The sequence below is a fragment of the Hahella sp. KA22 genome, assembly GCF_004135205.1.
GTDB lineage: Bacteria > Pseudomonadota > Gammaproteobacteria > Pseudomonadales > Oleiphilaceae > Hahella.
In genome coordinates this window covers 6,142,435-6,160,752 of record NZ_CP035490.1, presented here as the reverse complement: position 1 = coordinate 6,160,752, position 18,318 = coordinate 6,142,435, and the positions used below count along the sequence as shown (strand labels likewise).

The following is an 18,318-nucleotide window of genomic DNA, read 5'->3' as shown; positions in this document are numbered from 1 at the left end:
AGAAATTATGGGTAAAATTATCGGGATCGACTTGGGGACTACAAACTCCTGTGTAGCGATTCTTGAAGGCGACAAGCCGCGCGTTATTGAAAACTCTGAAGGCGGACGCACTACGCCTTCCATCGTTGCTTACACTGACGATGAGACGCTGGTAGGTCAATCCGCCAAGCGTCAGGCGGTAACCAACCCCACGAATACTCTTTTCGCCATCAAACGTCTGATTGGTAGACGTTTTGAAGACGATGTAGTGCAAAAAGACATCAAAATGGTGCCTTACACTATCGCCAAGGCTGACAACGGCGACGCTTGGGTCGACGTGAAAGGCAAGAAAATGGCGCCCCCCCAGATTTCCGCCGAAGTTCTGAAAAAGATGAAGAAAACGGCGGAAGACTTCCTGGGCGAGAAGGTGACTGAAGCGGTTATTACTGTGCCGGCCTACTTCAACGACGCGCAGCGTCAGGCTACCAAAGATGCAGGCAGAATCGCCGGTCTGGAAGTTAAGCGTATTATCAACGAGCCGACTGCGGCGGCGTTGGCTTACGGTATGGACAAGAAGGGCGGCGACCGTAAAGTAGCCGTTTATGACTTGGGCGGCGGAACCTTCGATATCTCCATTATCGAAATTGCTGATGTAGATGGCGAGATGCAGTTTGAAGTGCTGGCCACCAACGGCGACACTTTCCTGGGTGGTGAAGACTTTGACTTGCGCTTGATCGACTATCTGGCGCAGGAATTCAAGAAAGATTCCGGTATCGACCTGAAAGGCGATCCGTTGGCGATGCAGCGTCTGAAAGAAGCTGCAGAGAAAGCTAAGATCGAGCTTTCCAGCAGTCAGCAGACGGATGTGAATCTTCCGTATATTACTGCTGATGCAAGTGGTCCTAAGCACCTTAACGTTAAAGTGACTCGCGCCAAACTGGAAAGTCTGGTGGAAGAACTGGTTGAGCGTAGCCTTGAGCCATGTCGCATCGCATTGAAAGATTCTGGCTGCAGCTCTTCAGAAATCGACGAAGTGATTCTGGTTGGCGGTCAGACTCGTATGCCTATGGTGCAGAGCAAAGTGGCCGACTTCTTTGGTAAAGAAGCGCGTAAAGACGTTAACCCTGATGAGGCGGTCGCTATCGGCGCAGCTATCCAGGGCGCGGTATTGTCTGGCGATGTGAAAGACGTACTGCTGCTGGACGTGACGCCGTTGTCTTTGAGTATCGAAACCATGGGCGGCGTTTCCACGCCGATCATTGAGAAGAACACGACTATTCCGACCAAGAAGTCGCAAGTGTTCTCTACTGCGGAAGACAATCAGACTGCTGTGACTATCCACGTTCTGCAGGGCGAGCGCAAGCAAGCGCAAATGAACAAGTCCTTAGGTCGTTTTGACTTGACTGGTCTGCCGCCCGCGCCTCGCGGAGTGCCTCAGGTTGAGGTGACGTTCGATATCGACGCCAACGGTATCATGCACGTATCTGCGAAGGATAAAGCGACTGGTAAAGAGCAGTCCATCGTTATCAAAGCCTCTTCTGGCTTGAGCGAAGACGAAATCGATAAGATGGTGCAGGATGCGGAAGCGCATGCGGCGGAAGATAAGAAGTTTGAAGAGTTGGCGTCCTCGCGCAACCAGGCTGACGCTCTGGTTCACGCTACTCAGAAAACGCTTAAAGATGCTGGCGATAAAGTGACTGCTGAAGAAAAAGTGGCTATTGAAGCAGCTATCAAAGAGCTGGAAGAAGCGATCAAAGGCGACGATAAAGAAGCTATTGAAAGCCGGATGCAGAAGCTGAGCGAAGCATCTTCTTCCATGGCGCAGAAGATGTATGCTGAGCAGGCCGCACAGCAAGGCGGAGACGCTGGCGCACAAGCTGAAGACGCCGCTGGCAAGCCAGCAGATGACGCAGTCGACGCCGAGTTTGAAGAAGTTAAGGACGGCGATAAGAAATAGTCCGGATTCTTGCATGCCTGAGGCAGTGCGGAATTTAACCGCACTGCCTTATTGTGTTTAGGTTATAATCCGGTTTTTTTGCAGTTGGCGCATAAGATTAAGTTATGGCAAAACGCGATTATTACGAAGTGTTGGGCGTTTCGCGGGACGTAGACGGTAAAGAGGTCAAGAAGGCTTACCGGCGTTTGGCGATGAAATATCACCCGGACAGAAACCCCGGAGACGCTTCGGCTGAAGAGATGTTCAAAGAGGCTACTGAAGCCTATGACGTGCTCTCGGACGATCAGAAAAGAGCGGCCTATGACCAGTTCGGTCACGCTGGAGTAGATGGCAATGCTGGAGCCGGCGGCTTTGGTGGTGGGGCCAGTTTCAGTGACATATTCGGCGACGTTTTCGGCGATATATTTGGCGGGGGCGGCGGAGGTCGTACTCGGGCGAATCGCGGCTCTGATTTAAGATATACCCTGGATCTCGATTTGGAAGAAGCGGTACGCGGCACAACCGTGAAGATTCGCGTTCCTTCTCAAGTAGAGTGTAACGGTTGCGGCGGAAGCGGCGCGGAAAAAGGCACGCAGCCTGAAACCTGCGGCACTTGTAACGGCGCTGGCCAGGTTCGCATGCAGCAGGGCTTCTTCTCTATACAGCAGACGTGTCCTCGCTGTCGCGGCGCTGGAAAAATTGTTCGCAACCCATGTCGCACCTGTCACGGCAGCGGCTATGTGGAAGAGCAGAAGACACTTTCGGTTAAAGTGCCTGCTGGTGTGGATACTGGCGATCGTATTCGTTTATCCGGTGAGGGCGAGCCAGGAGTAAATGGTGGGCCGCCGGGAGATTTGTATGTTCAGGTCGCTGTGCGTGAACATAAGATATTTACCCGCGATGGCAGAAATCTATATTGCGAAGTGCCAATCTCCTTTGTGGACGCGGCATTAGGTGGAGAGCTTGAGGTTCCCACGCTTGATGGGCGGGTGAAGCTCAAGATTCCAGAGGAAACGCAGACCGGCAGACTGTTCCGCCTGCGCGGAAAAGGCGTGACTCCGGTTCGCGGTGGCGCGCCAGGGGATTTGCTGTGTCGGGTGGTGGTGGAAACGCCTGTAAACCTGACGAAGAAACAGAAGGATTTGCTGCGCGAGTTTCAGACCTCAATGGAGGAAAGTGGTGGACAGCAAGCGCCAAAAAAGCATAGCTGGTTTGAAGGCGTTAAAAGCTTTTTTGACGATATGAAGTTCTAGCAGTCTGCATGTGCAACGAAAAACCGGCGAACGCCGGTTTTTTTGTATTGGGGCGGTGGCGGAACGCCTGTAACAGTAATATTCCAGAGAAAACAAAGGAATAAGCATGACCAGAGTAGCGATAGTGGGCGCTTCCGGGCGCATGGGTAAAGTGTTGGTTGAAGCGGTCTGCGATAACCCGGATGCTTCTTTGGGGGCTGCCTCTGTGCGAGTTGGCAGCTCTTTGGTTGGCGCTGATGCCGGAGAAATCGCTGGTATGGGTAAGAAGGGCGTGGCCTGTGTCGATGACTTGGCGCAAGTGCTGGACGACTTTGATGTGATTATCGATTTCACTTCGCCGGAGACCACGCTTGAGTTGCTGGCGCTTTGTCGTAAAGAAGGCAAAGCGATAGTGATTGGTACGACAGGATTCAGCGAGCCGCAAAAAGCGTTTCTGTCTGAGGCGGCGAAGGACTGTCCGGTAGTATTTGCCCCCAATATGAGCGTGGGTGTGAATTTGCTGTTGAATATTCTTGCGCTGACCGCGAAAACGCTCGGTGACGATTACGATGTGGAAGTAATCGAAGCGCACCATCGTTTTAAAAAGGATGCGCCGTCAGGTACTGCGTTGAGGTTGGGCGAGGTTGTCGCTGAAGCGCTGGGGCGCGACTTGAATGAGTGCGCAGTCTATGGTCGTGAAGGTATTACCGGAGAGAGGGATAAAAAGACCATCGGGTTTGAAACTATTCGCGCGGGGGACATCGTTGGCGACCATACGGTGATGTTTGCGACTATGGGTGAGCGTATAGAAATAACGCACAAGGCGAGTAGTCGAATGACGTTTGCAAAAGGCGCTGTTAAAGCTGCCTTATGGTTGCATGGCGTCGCTCCAGGGTTGTATGACATGCAGGATGTGCTGGGTCTGAAATAGGACAATCTGGCTTCACAGTGGGGCGCGCGCAGGGTTATGGACGTGCGGAACTCGGGAAAGAATAAAAGCGCCAGAGGAATTGGAAAATAAATAGACAACCCTGCTCAAATCCAATAGAATATTGGGGTTTGTGCGCAAGTTGCCCATACACATCGGACATCACTAAAAAGCGGGACGGAGTTTAAATCTCCCTCTCGCTTTTTTGCAAGTTGAGTCCACCTTCATAAGTGTTTGATTAGACGTTTTCAACTGGCGAGCTATGGAATTGACTACACCCGCAATACTAGCACTTGAAGACGGAAGCATATTTCATGGGATCTCTATCGGCGCAGCCGGCGAAACCACCGGCGAAGTGGTTTTCAACACTGCGATGACCGGATACCAGGAAATTCTTACCGATCCTTCCTACGCAAAACAAATTGTCACTCTCACCTACCCCCACATAGGCAACACCGGAATTAACGAAGAAGATGTCGAATCAGATCAAGTCTGGGCGGCAGGTCTGGTGATTCGCGATCTTTCCATGACAGTTAGCAACTGGCGCAGCCAAAAGAGTTTGTCGGAGTATCTCCGGGAAAACGGTATTGTCGCCATCGCTGATATCGACACCCGTCGCCTGACTCGTATTTTAAGGGAGAAAGGCGCGCAGAACGGATGCATCATGGCGGGCGAAGGGGCTTCGGCGGAGGCGGCGTTGGCTGCGGCTAAAGCCTTTCCCGGACTGAAAGGGATGGACCTCGCCAAAGAGGTGACTCGTACGGATGTTCTGAATTGGACAGAGTCGACTTGGGTTCTTGGAGAAGGGTATCAGACTCTAGGGGATGCCGAGTTTCATGTTGTCGCGTACGACTTTGGCGTGAAAAAGAACATTTTGCGCATGCTTGCTGAGCGTGGCTGCCGCGTAACTGTGGTGCCGGCGAAAACGTCTGCGCAGGATGTATTGGCGATGTTTCCCGACGGCGTATTCCTATCTAATGGACCAGGGGATCCTGAGCCTTGTGATTACGCTATCGAGGCAATTGCTGAGATTTTGAAGTCCCAGACCCCTGTCTTCGGTATCTGTTTGGGGCACCAGTTACTGGCGCTGGCCAGTGGGGCGCGCACAGAGAAGATGAAATTCGGACATCATGGCGCCAACCATCCGGTGCAGGACCTGCGCACGGGGCAAGTAATGATCACAAGTCAAAACCATGGTTTTGCGGTGGATGAGTCCTCCTTGCCCGCCAATCTGGAGACTACACATAAGTCTCTGTTTGACGGCTCATTGCAAGGAATTCGACGCACTGACGTCGCCGCCTTCAGTTTTCAGGGGCACCCTGAAGCGAGCCCGGGCCCGCACGATGTGGCTCCCTTATTTGACCAGTTCATTGACTCCATGCGGGAAGTCAAATACCGATCAGTCTAATTCTCGGATTTCAGCGTCGGCGCCCGACGGCGCCGCGTCTGAACCGAAACAGGCGTAATTCTGGGTGATGTCGGCGGCCTGCGGGGCGTCGCAAGATTCGAGCGAGTAGAAGAGCACACATGCCAAAACGTACAGACATCAATAGTATCCTGATTATTGGGGCCGGTCCTATCGTCATCGGACAAGCCTGTGAATTTGACTATTCCGGGGCGCAGGCGTGTAAAGCACTGAGAGAAGAGGGATACCGCGTTATCCTTGTGAACTCCAACCCCGCCACCATCATGACTGATCCGGCCATGGCCGATGCCACTTACATCGAGCCGATTAACTGGCGCACAGTCGCAAAAATCATTGAAAAAGAACGCCCGGACGCGCTATTGCCAACCATGGGCGGACAAACGGCTTTGAACTGTGCGCTCGACTTGGCTCGTGAAGGCGTCCTTGAACAGTATGGCGTAGAGATGATTGGCGCCACGCAGGACGCCATTGATAAAGCTGAAGATCGTGAGCGTTTTGACAAGGCTATGAAAGCCATTGGCCTGGCGACCCCTCGTTCAGCGATTGCGCATAGCATGGAAGAAGCTCTGCAGGTGCTGGATCAGATCGGCTTCCCAGCTATTATTCGTCCCTCCTTCACTATGGGAGGCTCTGGCGGGGGCATTGCTTATAACAAGGAAGAGTTTATTGAGATTTGCGAACGAGGTTTGGAGTTATCGCCAACTCGTGAGCTGCTGATCGATGAATCGTTAATCGGTTGGAAAGAGTACGAGATGGAGGTTGTTCGTGATAAGAAGGACAACTGCATTATCATCTGCGCAATAGAAAACTTTGACGCAATGGGCGTGCACACGGGTGATTCCATTACAGTCGCGCCAGCGCAGACGTTGACGGATAAAGAGTACCAAATCATGCGTAACGCCTCGGTGGCGGTGCTGCGTGAAATTGGTGTGGAAACGGGAGGGTCCAACGTTCAGTTTGGTATGGACCCCGAAACTGGTCGCATGGTGGTAATTGAGATGAACCCCCGTGTATCCCGTTCATCCGCGTTGGCGTCCAAGGCGACGGGATTCCCTATTGCTAAGGTTGCTGCAAAACTGGCGGTTGGATATACCCTGGATGAGCTGAGCAACGACATCACTGGCGGCGTCACGCCGGCTTCTTTTGAGCCGAGTATTGACTATGTGGTCACCAAGGTGCCGCGCTTCACATTCGAGAAGTTCCCGCAAGCCAATGCGACGCTGACAACGCAAATGAAGTCAGTGGGGGAGGTGATGGCGATTGGGCGTAACTTCCAAGAGTCTCTCCATAAAGCATTGCGTGGACTGGAAGTCGGTTCGGCGGGCTTTGAGCCCATAGTGGATCTTGGGTCTGAAGACGCTAGTGACGTTTTGACCCGCGGCTTGAAAGTTCCTGGCGCAGAACGGATTTGGTTTATTGGCGATGCGTTCAGGGCAGGAATGAGCGTTAAGGAAGTCTATGAGTACACCAAGGTTGACCCATGGTACTTGGTGCAGATCGAAGATTTGATCAAAGATGAAGTAGCGCTTGGCAATATGGCGTTGTCTGACTTGACTGCGGACCGTTTACGTCGACTGAAACGTAAAGGCTTCTCTGATCAGCGCCTTGCCGAGCTGCTGGGCATCAACGAAAAAGCCTTGCGTAAGCAGCGTTTGGAATACGGCATCAAGCCGGTATTCAAGCGTGTAGATACCTGCGCGGCGGAATTTGCTTCCTCTACAGCTTATATGTATTCCTCTTACGACGAAGAGTGTGAGGCGCAACCGAGCGATCGTGAAAAAATTATCGTGATCGGCGGTGGCCCTAACAGAATTGGCCAGGGGATTGAGTTCGATTACTGCTGTGTTCACGCCGCCTTTGCATTGCGCGATGACGGCTATGAAACCATCATGATCAACTGTAACCCTGAGACCGTTTCTACGGATTACGACACTTCTGACAGGTTGTATTTCGAGCCAATTACCCTGGAAGACGTTCTGGCTATTGTTCACTTGGAAAAGCCGCGTGGTGTAATTGTTCACTACGGCGGCCAGACTCCGCTTAAATTGGCGAGAGGGCTGGAAGAGGCGGGCGTACCAATTATCGGGACGACTCCCGACGCCATTGACCGTGCGGAAGACCGCGAGCGGTTCCAGCAGATGGTGGTTCGCTTGGGCTTGCGTCAGCCGCCGAATGCAACGGCTCGCAGCCAGGAAGACGCGCTGAGCAAGGCGAAGGAAATCGGTTACCCCTTGGTTGTTCGTCCTTCTTATGTATTGGGTGGGCGCGCCATGGAAATCGTCTACGACGAAGTCGAGCTGCAGCGCTATATGCGAGATGCGGTGCGTGTCTCCAACGACAGCCCTGTATTGCTGGATCACTTCCTGAATGCAGCGATCGAAGTCGATATCGACGCGGTTTCTGACGGCGAGAAAGTGGTGATTGGCGCTATTATGCAGCACATCGAACAGGCGGGTGTCCATTCTGGTGACTCGGCTTGTTCGCTGCCTCCGTACAGTTTGCCTGCGGATGTTCAGGACAAAATGCGCGAAACGGTCATCAAAATGGCCCTTGAACTGCAAGTTGTCGGCTTGATGAATGTGCAGTTGGCCTACCAGGATGGCGAAATTTATGTAATAGAGGTGAACCCCAGAGCCTCTCGTACCGTACCGTTTGTTTCCAAAGCGATAGGCGTGTCGCTCGCCAAGGTGGCTGCGTTGTGCATGGCGGGTAAATCTCTTGAAGCGCAGGGCTTTACTAAGGAAATCATTCCCAGCTTCTACAATGTCAAAGAATCGGTGTTCCCGTTTAACAAGTTCCCGGGCGTGGATCCGATACTTGGCCCGGAAATGAAGTCCACAGGCGAAGTTATGGGGGTTGGCAAAAGCTTTGATGAGGCCTTTGCCAAGGCTGCGGCGGCTGGCGGAGACTTTTTGCCAACAGGCGGAACTGTGTTTCTGAGCGTCAGGGATGCGGATAAAGCAGGAGCGGTGTCTTTAGCTAAAGAGTTAAATGCTGTAGGCTTCGAGATTATGGCGACTGCGGGAACTGCAAAAGCGATCGAAGAAGCGGGCATTCCCGTAAAACGGATCAATAAAGTGCGAGAAGGCAGACCTCATATCGTAGACGCCATAAAAAATGAAGAAGTAGATTTGATTATCAATACTACGGAAGGCCGGAAGGCGATTGCGGATTCTGCGGAAATTCGTAAGTCGGCCCTACAATACAAGGTGACCTATACCACCACCCTGACGGGAGGTGAGGCATTCTGCCGTGCTATCAAGGTTGGGCAGGATCACGCTGTGAATCGTCTTCAGGATATTCATGCAACCATTCAAGGCGACAAATGAGCAAAATACCTATGACAAAAGCAGGGGAGCAAGCCCTGCGCGAAGAGTTGAATCGTCTGAAGACTGTGGATCGGCCGCGAGTAATCACGGCCATCGCGGAAGCCAGAGAACACGGAGACTTAAAAGAGAACGCTGAATATCACGCTGCACGTGAACAACAGAGCTTTATCGAGGGCCGCATTGCGGAAATCGAAAGTAAGTTGTCAATGTCTCAGGTGATTGACGTTACCTCTATTGAGAATACAGGGAAGGTTATTTTTGGCGTAACCGTGAATATCATCAATCTGGATACAGATGACGTCAGCTCTTATCAGATCGTGGGTGATGATGAGGCGGATATTAAGAAAGGCAAAATCTCAGTGTCTTCGCCGATTGCGCGCGCATTGATTGGAAAAACTGTCGGCGACGTCGTCGTTGTGCAGGTGCCGAGCGGCATGGTTGAATATGAAATTGATGGCGTGCAGCACCTCTAATCAGGGCGGCGCGTAAATAAAAAGCCGGCGTCAGCCGGCTTTTTTAATTTACTTGCTTGCGCCAGATTGGTGGCGTAAAAGGTTTGAAAGCTTGGGATTGGGTCGGGGATTTTTGCGAAGCAATATCGCTGTACGCCCAATCACTTGAACTAATTCTGAGCGAGACATCTCGCAAAGCTCTTTGATAACCTCGGCTCTTTCTTCTTTTTCGCCGACAGCAATTTTAATTTTGATCAACTCATGGTCGTTCAATGCGCGCTCAAGCTCATTGATAACGCCTTCGGTAATGCCCGCGCCGGCAATAGTGACGATCGGCTTCAAGTGATGTGCAATAGCGCGGTACTGCTTGCGTTGCTCTATGGGTAGAGTCATGTCTGTGTGGAAACCTTCTTGCGTATGAAAAGCGTGTATAGTAGCGCATTATGGCGCACTTTCTGAACAAAAAAACACAGTATCAGCAAATGTGCCTATACTAAAATAATCGTGTCAGAGGCAATAAAGTGGGACGTTCTAAATCCAGCTCTCGGTGGCTGAATGAGCATCATAGCGATGTCTATGTAAAAAAATCCAAAGAGGACGGATTTCGTTCTAGAGCCAGCTACAAATTGATTGAGCTCGACCGGCAGGACAAATTGTTGAAGCCGGGAATGACCGTGATAGATCTCGGTGCGGCTCCTGGAGGTTGGTCTCAAGTCGTTGCTGACGTAGTGGGCGATCAGGGGAAAGTAATCGCGTGCGACCTGCTGCCAATGGACAGTATTGCTGGCGTGACGTTTTTTCAGGGGGACTTCACTGAGGAAGAAATGCTGGATGCGATCCTTAACGAAGTAAACGGTCGGCCCGTTGACCTTGTAATTTCCGATATGGCCCCCAATATGAGTGGGATGAAATCGGTCGATATACCGAAAGCGATGTATCTGGTTGAATTAGCGCTTGATTTGGCGTGTCGCGTTCTTAAGAAGAATGGATGCTTTGTCGCCAAGGTCTTCCAGGGGGAAGGCTTCGATCAGATTATGCAAGAGTCCAGGGGCAGGTTTAGTAGCGTAAATATACGCAAACCTGACGCGTCCCGTGCTCGGTCACGTGAGATTTACCTAGTTGCCAAAGGGTTTCGAGGATAAACTTTCGTAATCGTCCTGTTTGGTAAAATTAATGTAAATAGCGGCGATAATGGACATATAGTATGGTTTGGTGTTATCTAAACCCTGCGAATGCATAGAACCGAGCGACAAATTACTATTCGAGTCTGTAAGAAAAGAGGGATGGCCCTTGAACGATATGGCTAAAAATTTATTACTTTGGTTGATTATCGCAGCAGTGCTGCTGACGGTATTTAACAATTTCAATGTCCCCTCGTCCGCCCAAAAGCTCAATTACTCTGAATTTCTACAGATGGTCAACAGTGGCCAGGTGAAAAAAGTAGTCATAGACGGCGTGGCGATTGACGGGGAAAGACAAGATGGGTCTAGGTTCGCAACCATTCGCCCTGAAATTCCCGACCTGGGTTTAATTGGCGACCTTATGAAAAATGAGGTGGTCGTCGAGGGGCGCGAGCCAGAAACTCAAAGTATCTGGACTCAACTATTAGTCGCCTCGTTCCCGATATTGGTCATTATTGCGGTCTTTATGTTCTTCATGCGGCAGATGCAGGGGGGGGCTGGCGGCAAGGGCCCTATGTCATTTGGCAAGAGTAAAGCCCGGCTTATGGGCGAGGATCAGATCAAGACGACCTTTGCTGATGTGGCTGGTGTTGATGAAGCTAAAGAAGAAGTAAAGGAAATCGTAGACTTCTTGCGTGACCCTAGCAAATTCCAACGCCTTGGCGGAAGAATTCCCCGTGGCGTACTGATGGTAGGTAACCCCGGAACTGGTAAAACTTTGCTGGCGAAGGCCATTGCTGGTGAAGCGAAAGTTCCTTTCTTCTCAATTTCTGGCTCCGATTTCGTTGAGATGTTTGTTGGGGTTGGCGCCTCGCGTGTCAGAGATATGTTCGATCAGGCGAAGAAGCAGGCGCCTTGCATCATCTTTATCGATGAGATTGATGCTGTCGGTCGTCACCGTGGAGCAGGTCTGGGCGGCGGACATGACGAGCGAGAACAGACTTTGAACCAGTTATTGGTTGAAATGGACGGTTTTGAAGGTAATGAGGGTGTAATTGTAATCGCTGCGACCAACCGTCCTGATGTTCTCGACCCTGCGTTATTGCGTCCTGGTCGCTTTGACCGTCAGGTGGTCGTGGGGCTTCCAGATATTGTTGGGCGTGAACAGATTTTGAAAGTGCACCTCCGTAAAGTGCCGCTTGAAGATGATGTGAATGCTTCGGTTATTGCGCGTGGAACGCCAGGATTTTCCGGCGCCGACCTCGCAAACTTGGTCAACGAAGCTGCACTATTCTCGGCTCGCGCTAATAAGCGCACTGTAGGCATGCATGAAATGGAGTTGGCGAAAGACAAAATCATGATGGGCGCAGAGCGCAAGTCTATGGTTATGTCAGAGAAAGAGAAGCGTAATACGGCTTATCATGAAGCAGGCCATGCCATTGTTGGTAGGTTGGTGCCTGAGCACGACCCTGTTTATAAGGTAAGTATCATTCCGCGTGGTCGCGCTTTGGGTGTAACTATGTTTTTGCCGGAAGAAGATCGCTATAGTCATACTCGACAGTACCTTATTAGTAATATTTGCAGTTTATTTGGTGGTCGAATCGCTGAAGAGTTAACTTTGGGTGTTGATGGGGTAACCACAGGTGCCTCTGACGATATTAAACGCGCGACGGGGTTGGCTCGCAGTATGGTTACCAAATGGGGGCTATCGGAAAAGCTTGGGCCTCTTTTGTATGATGATGACAATGAGGAAGTCTTCCTCGGTCGCTCTGCCGGTCATGCGCAGAAAGTGTACTCTCCAGAGACGGCGCAGCGCATTGATGATGAGGTTAGAACATTAATTGATGACTGTTATGAGCACTCTCGTAAATTGCTAGTTGAGAATATGAGTAAGTTGCATATGATGGCTGACGCGTTGATGAAATACGAGACCATTGATGCGGAACAGATAGACGCTATTATGGCTGGGCAAGAGCCGCGGCCTCCGAAGGGGTGGGGGGATTCTAATCCGCCTGGCGGGGCTCAGCCTGTCAAAGATGTCGAGGCGAATGCGAATCCACCGAAAGGAGGTGAGATTGGCGGAGCAGCCGGATCTCATTAATTCAATAAGCATTTCAGTCTAGCTAAATGACCCGGTTTTACCGGGTCTTTTTATTTTGTATAACCCTCTCCAGATTTTGAATGAGATAACGAATGAAGCTGACACTTCCAAACTCTATATTGGACTTGAGCGCCCCTGTGGTAATGGGGGTATTGAATGTCACTCCTGATTCTTTTTCTGACGGGGGACGGTTTTTGTCCCCGGATGACGCTTTAAGCCAAGTTGAAAAGATGGTTTCTGAAGGCGCCGTCTTTATAGATATTGGGGGCGAGTCCACTAGGCCGGGCGCAGCTCCGGTGACGGTCAGTCAAGAGTTGGATAGAGTTTGTCCATTAGTTGAGGCTGTTCGCGCGCGCTTTGATGTAAATATTTCCGTAGACACCAGCACACCTGAAGTAATGAGTGAATCCGTGGCGCTCGGGGCGGATTTAATTAATGATGTGCGTGCATTGACTCGGGATGGTGCTTTGGAGGCGGCTGCATCTTCAAAGGCGGCTGTTTGTCTGATGCATATGAAAGGTGAGCCTGGGGCTATGCAGGATAATCCAACCTATACTGATATTGTTCAAGAAGTCTCATCATACTTAGATGTGAGGCGCTCGGCTGCTCTCGAAGCGGGAATCAATATAGATAGAATAATGTTGGATCCGGGGTTTGGTTTTGGCAAAACCTTGGAGCACAACCTCGCCTTAATGAAATATTTGCAAGCTTTTGTGGACATGGGGTCCCCTGTGTTGGTTGGAGTTTCACGCAAAAGCATGCTGGGAATGATAACCGGTAAAGCGGTGGAGGAACGCTTAATTGCAAGCATTTCCGCTGCGGCAGTCGCCATATATAACGGCGCTCGAATAATTAGAGCGCATGACGTCGGAGCCACTGTCGATGCAATTAAAGTGGCTGCAGCGATTAGAGGAGTCTAAACAGATATGAGTAAAGAGTATTTTGGTACCGATGGGATACGTGGAAGAGTAGGTGAAGGCCCAATTACCCCAGAATTTATGTTGAAACTAGGGTGGGCGGCTGGGCGTGTTTTCCGTCAGGAAGGGCGTCGTAACCGGGTCCTCATTGGTAAGGATACTCGTATATCTGGATACATTTTTGAGTCCGCGCTGGAGTCCGGGTTGGCGGCAGCTGGCGTGGATGTGGCGATGTTAGGGCCGATGCCAACGCCTGCGATTGCATACCTTACTCGTACATTTCGTGCTTGCGCAGGTATTGTCATCAGCGCTTCACATAACCCTTTCAATGACAACGGCGTTAAATTCTTCTCGGCTGAGGGAACCAAGCTTCCTGACTCAACAGAGGAGCAGATTGAGCACTTCATTCGGCAGCCCATGGAAATCGTGCCGTCAAGCCAGTTAGGTAAGGCTGCTCGATTTGAGGATGCAAAGGGTCGATATATAGAGTTCTGTAAGAGTACAGTCCCGTTTCATATGTCCTTTGCTGGGATGCGTGTTGTTCTGGACTGCGCGCAAGGCGCCACCTACCAGGTTGCGCCCAGCGTGTTTAAAGAACTTGGCGCTAAAGTGGAGACTATTGGCGTGACGCCTGATGGCTTGAACATTAATCATGAAATCGGTTCTACACACCCTGAGCAGTTGGCCGCCAAAGTTGTTGAAACTGGCGCAGACCTGGGGATTGCCTTCGACGGTGACGGGGATCGTGTTGTCATGGTTGACCACAAAGGTGAGATTGTTGATGGCGATGAGATTCTGTATATCATTGCGCGCGATAAGATGCGTAAGGGGCGTTTAAAAGGCGGGGTTGTTGGAACGCTAATGACGAACTTCGGGGCGGAGCTTGCGTTTGGTGAGTTGGGTATTCCCTTTGAGCGCGCTAATGTTGGCGATAGATATGTCATGGAGGCGTTGTTGCGTAACGATTGGTGCCTGGGTGGTGAAGGTTCCGGGCATATTGTTTGTTTGGATCGGACTACAACGGGAGATGGCGTCATTTCCTCTCTGCAGGTTTTGGCTGCGCTTTCTGACATGGGAATTACGCTCCACGAAGCTAAAAAAGGCATGAGTAAGCTGCCTCAGCATATGGTAAATGTGAGGGTGAGCCAGAAAGTGGATATAAAAGGGCATGAGACAATCCAGTCTGCAATTGCTAGTGCAGAAAAACAATTTGCAGGCAAGGGGAGGGTGTTACTGAGGTCATCAGGGACAGAGCCTGTTATTAGGGTAATGGCTGAAGGTGAAGATGAGGCGAAAGTCCGATCTATAGTTGCGGAGCTGGCCAAAATAGTTGAAGGGTCTGTGTGAAGACCTTCAGCGTATTGAGTAGTTAGATAATAACGGCGTGCTACTTGTAACTTATAGGGAGTTTGGTTAGTATGTGCGCCTCGCGCGAACTGGAGGGTTGAATGCGAAAAAAACTGATTGCCGGAAACTGGAAATCTAATGGAAGTCTTGAGCGTAATGCTGATCTATTAGACGGTATAGTTGGCGCAAAAGCGCTAGGCTCAGTGGATGTGGTGGTTTGTCCTCCTTTTCCGTATCTTTCGAGTGTTGGAAGTGCAATTTCTGGCTCTAAGATTGAGTTAGGGGCTCAGAATTGCTCTGCAACCGAGGATGGCGCATATACTGGTGAGGTTAGCGCAAGAATGTGCGCCGATATGGAGTGCTCTTGGGTTATATTGGGGCATTCGGAGCGCAGGGCGTTATACGCTGAAAGTGATGATGTCATCACTTGCAAAGTTAAGCGAGCCGTTGATTCAGGATTGAGACCGATACTGTGTGTTGGTGAAACGTTGGAAGAACGTGAATCGGGACAGGCTGAAGAGGTTGCGCTGAAGCAACTTAATGCTGTGTTTTTGTCTGTCCAGCCTGATGAATCATGGGTTGTAGCGTACGAGCCAGTATGGGCTATAGGCACAGGTAAGACTGCTTCGCCAGATGACGCGCAGAGTATGCATAAAGTATTGCGGGATAATATCCGCAAGCATTTTCCGCAGACTGCGGATAAAATTAGAATTTTGTATGGCGGCAGTGTTAAGTCGTCAAATGCGAAAGAACTGTTCTCAATGCCGGATGTAGATGGGGCGCTGGTTGGTGGGGCCTCGTTAGTCTCGGAAGAATTCGTCTCTATTATCGAGGCTGCGGTAGAGTAAGGTAGATTAAATGGAACTGTTTGAAACCCTGATTGTTATAGTTCATGTGATCGTTGCAGCTGGCGTTATTGGCTTGGTTTTGATTCAGCAGGGTAAAGGCGCTGATATGGGTGCTTCCTTTGGCGGTGGTGCATCTCAAACAGTTTTTGGGTCTGGTGGTAGTGGTTCTTTTTTGACGAAAATGACAACCACATTGGCCATTGTTTTCTTTCTGAGTAGTTTTGCATTAGCTTATGTTGCTAAGCAAAAAGCTGGTCAGGTCACTGCAAGTGGAGTTCCTGTTGTTGAAACGGTATCTGGCTCTTCCTCGGAGTCCGATAAAACTTCAGCTGATGCAGGTTCTGTCAGTGCTGGTGAGTCTCAGGGCGCTTCGGAAGCTGCTTCCGATAGCAAGCCTGAGTTAGAGTAAGGTTTATGCCGAAGTGGTGAAATTGGTAGACACGCTATCTTGAGGGGGTAGTAGCCTATGGCTGTGCCGGTTCAAGTCCGGCCTTCGGCACCATATTAAAGAGAGGCGAGCCCGTTGCTCGCCTTCTTTGCAGCAACTATAATTTTGCTGCCGTATTTTCTGGGATACGCGTTGTAGAACCCCTTTTCAGGGGTTTTTTATTAACTGCACTATGGTGTGGTCGGAGGATGGGCTTAGTGCCCATTTTTTGTTTGGCGACTTAGCGTAGGTCACGCTGGGTGTGCTCCCTATCGGAGATAATCTATTGGCTCGTAAAGACGATCTATACCAACTTCTCAAGCCCGTGGTAGAGGGAATGGGCTGCGACTTTTGGGGGGTGGATTTCATTGCCCAAGGGAAGCGAAGTTTGTTGCGAATCTATATCGACAAAGAGTCCGGGGTGTTGGTTGATGACTGTGAAAAAGTGAGTCGTCAAATTAGCGCTATTTTGGATGTTGAAGATCCGATAAAGGGGGAGTATACCCTGGAAGTTTCTTCGCCGGGGTGGGATCGGCCGCTCTTTAGCATTGAGCAATATAAAGCATATATAGGCTCTGTTATTGAGGTCAGGCTGCAAGCGCCTTTTAACGGGCGGCGTAAATTCAAGGGCCTTTTGGCGGCTGTTGAAAATGATGAAATAGTGCTCCAAGTGGACGCGGAAGAATTTATATTTCCTGTGGAAACGATAGATAAAGCGAATGTTGTGCCGCAGTATTGATGGGATTACGGGGTAAAGATGAACAAAGAAATCTTGTTGGTTGTGGAAGCGGTCTCCAACGAAAAAGGGGTAGATAAAGACGTCATTTTCGAAGCTATTGAATTAGCTTTGGCTACCGCTACTAAAAAGCGCTATGAAGACGAAGAGGCCGATATTCGAGTGGATATCGATAGAAAAACTGGTGAATACCAGGCATTTCGTCGTTGGCTGGTGGTAGATAATGATGCCGTTCCTGCTTTAGGAACCGAGCTTACTTTGGAAGAGGTGCATGAAAGCGGCCTTGACCTGAAGCCTGGCGACATCCATGAAGAGGAAGTTGAGGCGGTCGCTTTTGGGCGAATTGGCGCACAAGCAGCCAAACAGATCATTGTTCAAAAGGTGCGCGAGGCGGAGCGGACTAAAATCGTCGACAGTTATCGTGAAAAAGTTGGCGATTTGGTAAATGGCGTCGTCAAGAAAGTGACCCGAGATAACATAATTGTTGACTTGGGCGCCAACGCCGAAGCGCTGTTGCCAAAGGATCAATTAATCAGCAGAGAAACCTACCGTGTAGGCGACCGTGTTCGCGCGTTGCTGCTGGATATACGAATGGATAACCGAGGGCCTCAATTAATTTTGAGCCGTGCTTGCTCTCAAATGCTGATTGAGCTTTTCCGAATTGAAGTTCCTGAAATCGCGGAAGAAGTTATTGAGATCAAAGCCGCTGCACGTGATCCCGGCTCGCGGGCGAAGATTGCGGTTAAGACCAATGATGGACGTATAGATCCAGTTGGCGCCTGTGTAGGTATGCGAGGCTCGAGAGTACAGGCAGTTTCCAGTGAACTTGGTAATGAGCGTATCGATATTGTTCTGTGGGACGATAACCCCGCTCAGTTGGTTATCAACGCTATGGCTCCAGCCGAAGTGGCCTCCATTATTATTGACGAAGATAGTCATACGATGCAGGTGGCCGTCTCAGAAGATAACTTAGCGATGGCTATCGGTCGTAGTGGTCAGAATGTCAAGTTGGCCTCAGAAATGACAGGATGGGAAATCAATGTTTTGACTGAGGAACAGGCAGGGCAGCAGCAGGAAGAAGAGTTTAGACGTTATGTCGACTGTTTTATCGACCATCTGGGCGTAGAGGAAGATTTGGCTGAAGTGTTGGCTTCTGAAGGCTTTACGTCCTTGGAAGAAGTCGCCTACGTCCCGATGGAAGAGATGCTCGCTATCGAAGATTTTGACGAGGACCTGGTGTCTGAGCTACGCAAGCGTGCAAAAAACGTTCTGATTAATCAAGCTCTAGCGAGCGAAGAGCAACTGGAAAAATCGGAGCCTGCGGAAGACCTGTTAAACATGGAGGGGATGGACCGGCACTTGGCGTTTGTGCTCGCAAGCAAAGGTATTGTCACGATGGAAGACTTGGCCGAACAATCTGTTGATGACCTCCTCGATATAGATGAAGTTGATGAAGAACGAGCTGCGCAGCTAATCATGACGGCGCGTAAACCATGGTTTGAGGAACAACAGTAATTCGGGGGCAAACAGGAGACAAGC

The 18,318-nt window shown here is 50.5% G+C and carries 15 protein-coding genes and 1 tRNA gene; 15 read left to right on the top strand and 1 reads right to left on the bottom strand.

All coding sequences use genetic code 11. The annotated features are described in order from the left end of the window. The first annotated feature begins 7 nt into the window (after window positions 1–7). The 6 genes from dnaK to greA all read left to right on the top strand — a co-directional run bounded on the left by dnaK (window position 8) and on the right by greA (window position 9,303). Complete coding sequence (gene dnaK, locus EUZ85_RS27235; protein ID WP_127973280.1) at window positions 8–1,936, top strand: molecular chaperone DnaK; 1,929 nt, start codon at window positions 8–10, stop codon at window positions 1,934–1,936. Window positions 1,937–2,040: 104 nt separating this feature from the next. Further along, the gene (gene dnaJ / locus EUZ85_RS27230) at window positions 2,041–3,168 is read left to right on the top strand and encodes a molecular chaperone DnaJ (RefSeq protein WP_127973279.1); all 1,128 of its coding nucleotides are present in this window, start codon (window positions 2,041–2,043) and stop codon (window positions 3,166–3,168) included. 106 nt (window positions 3,169–3,274) lie between these two features. After that, window positions 3,275–4,078 (top strand): 4-hydroxy-tetrahydrodipicolinate reductase, encoded by an 804-nt coding sequence (gene dapB / locus EUZ85_RS27225; RefSeq protein ID WP_127973278.1) that lies wholly within the window; start codon window positions 3,275–3,277, stop codon window positions 4,076–4,078. 265 nt (window positions 4,079–4,343) lie between these two features. Beyond that, window positions 4,344–5,483 (top strand): glutamine-hydrolyzing carbamoyl-phosphate synthase small subunit, encoded by a 1,140-nt coding sequence (gene carA / locus EUZ85_RS27220; protein ID WP_127974589.1) that lies wholly within the window; start codon window positions 4,344–4,346, stop codon window positions 5,481–5,483. Between the two features lie 119 nt (window positions 5,484–5,602). Further along, the gene (gene carB, locus EUZ85_RS27215) at window positions 5,603–8,830 is read left to right on the top strand and encodes a carbamoyl-phosphate synthase large subunit (protein WP_127973277.1); all 3,228 of its coding nucleotides are present in this window, start codon (window positions 5,603–5,605) and stop codon (window positions 8,828–8,830) included. Next, window positions 8,827–9,303, top strand: coding sequence for a transcription elongation factor GreA (greA, locus tag EUZ85_RS27210; RefSeq protein ID WP_127973276.1), 477 nt, complete (start codon window positions 8,827–8,829; stop codon window positions 9,301–9,303). The genes carB and greA overlap by 4 nt, the downstream gene beginning before the upstream one ends. A gap of 48 nt (window positions 9,304–9,351) precedes the next feature. On the opposite strand, the gene yhbY is transcribed toward greA, so the two are convergent. After that, a complete protein-coding gene (gene yhbY, locus EUZ85_RS27205) occupies window positions 9,352–9,675 on the bottom strand; it encodes a ribosome assembly RNA-binding protein YhbY (RefSeq protein ID WP_127973275.1) in 324 nt (107 codons plus the stop codon). Window positions 9,676–9,803: 128 nt separating this feature from the next. On the opposite strand from yhbY, the gene rlmE reads away from it, so the two are divergent. The 9 genes from rlmE (at window position 9,804) to nusA (ending at window position 18,294) form a co-directional block, all read left to right on the top strand. Continuing rightward, the gene (gene rlmE / locus EUZ85_RS27200; RefSeq protein WP_127973274.1) at window positions 9,804–10,424 is read left to right on the top strand and encodes a 23S rRNA (uridine(2552)-2'-O)-methyltransferase RlmE; all 621 of its coding nucleotides are present in this window, start codon (window positions 9,804–9,806) and stop codon (window positions 10,422–10,424) included. A 157-nt stretch (window positions 10,425–10,581) separates the two neighbouring features. Then, window positions 10,582–12,504, top strand: coding sequence for an ATP-dependent zinc metalloprotease FtsH (gene ftsH, locus EUZ85_RS27195; RefSeq protein ID WP_127974588.1), 1,923 nt, complete (start codon window positions 10,582–10,584; stop codon window positions 12,502–12,504). A 92-nt stretch (window positions 12,505–12,596) separates the two neighbouring features. Further along, on the top strand, window positions 12,597–13,424 hold the full coding sequence (gene folP, locus EUZ85_RS27190) for a dihydropteroate synthase (protein WP_127973273.1): 828 nt from the start codon (window positions 12,597–12,599) through the stop codon (window positions 13,422–13,424). A 6-nt stretch (window positions 13,425–13,430) separates the two neighbouring features. Beyond that, the gene (gene glmM / locus EUZ85_RS27185; RefSeq protein WP_127973272.1) at window positions 13,431–14,768 is read left to right on the top strand and encodes a phosphoglucosamine mutase; all 1,338 of its coding nucleotides are present in this window, start codon (window positions 13,431–13,433) and stop codon (window positions 14,766–14,768) included. Window positions 14,769–14,869: 101 nt separating this feature from the next. Next, complete coding sequence (gene tpiA, locus EUZ85_RS27180; protein WP_127973271.1) at window positions 14,870–15,616, top strand: triose-phosphate isomerase; 747 nt, start codon at window positions 14,870–14,872, stop codon at window positions 15,614–15,616. Window positions 15,617–15,626: 10 nt separating this feature from the next. Next, the gene (secG, locus tag EUZ85_RS27175; protein ID WP_127973270.1) at window positions 15,627–16,025 is read left to right on the top strand and encodes a preprotein translocase subunit SecG; all 399 of its coding nucleotides are present in this window, start codon (window positions 15,627–15,629) and stop codon (window positions 16,023–16,025) included. A gap of 7 nt (window positions 16,026–16,032) precedes the next feature. Beyond that, window positions 16,033–16,118, top strand: a tRNA-Leu gene (locus tag EUZ85_RS27170). 211 nt (window positions 16,119–16,329) lie between these two features. After that, window positions 16,330–16,782 carry a ribosome maturation factor RimP gene (gene rimP, locus EUZ85_RS27165; protein ID WP_127973269.1) on the top strand — a complete coding sequence of 151 codons (453 nt, stop codon included), beginning with the start codon at window positions 16,330–16,332 and terminating at the stop codon, window positions 16,780–16,782. Window positions 16,783–16,800: 18 nt separating this feature from the next. Continuing rightward, window positions 16,801–18,294 (top strand): transcription termination factor NusA, encoded by a 1,494-nt coding sequence (gene nusA / locus EUZ85_RS27160; RefSeq protein ID WP_127973268.1) that lies wholly within the window; start codon window positions 16,801–16,803, stop codon window positions 18,292–18,294. Window positions 18,295–18,318: the final 24 nt, after the last annotated feature.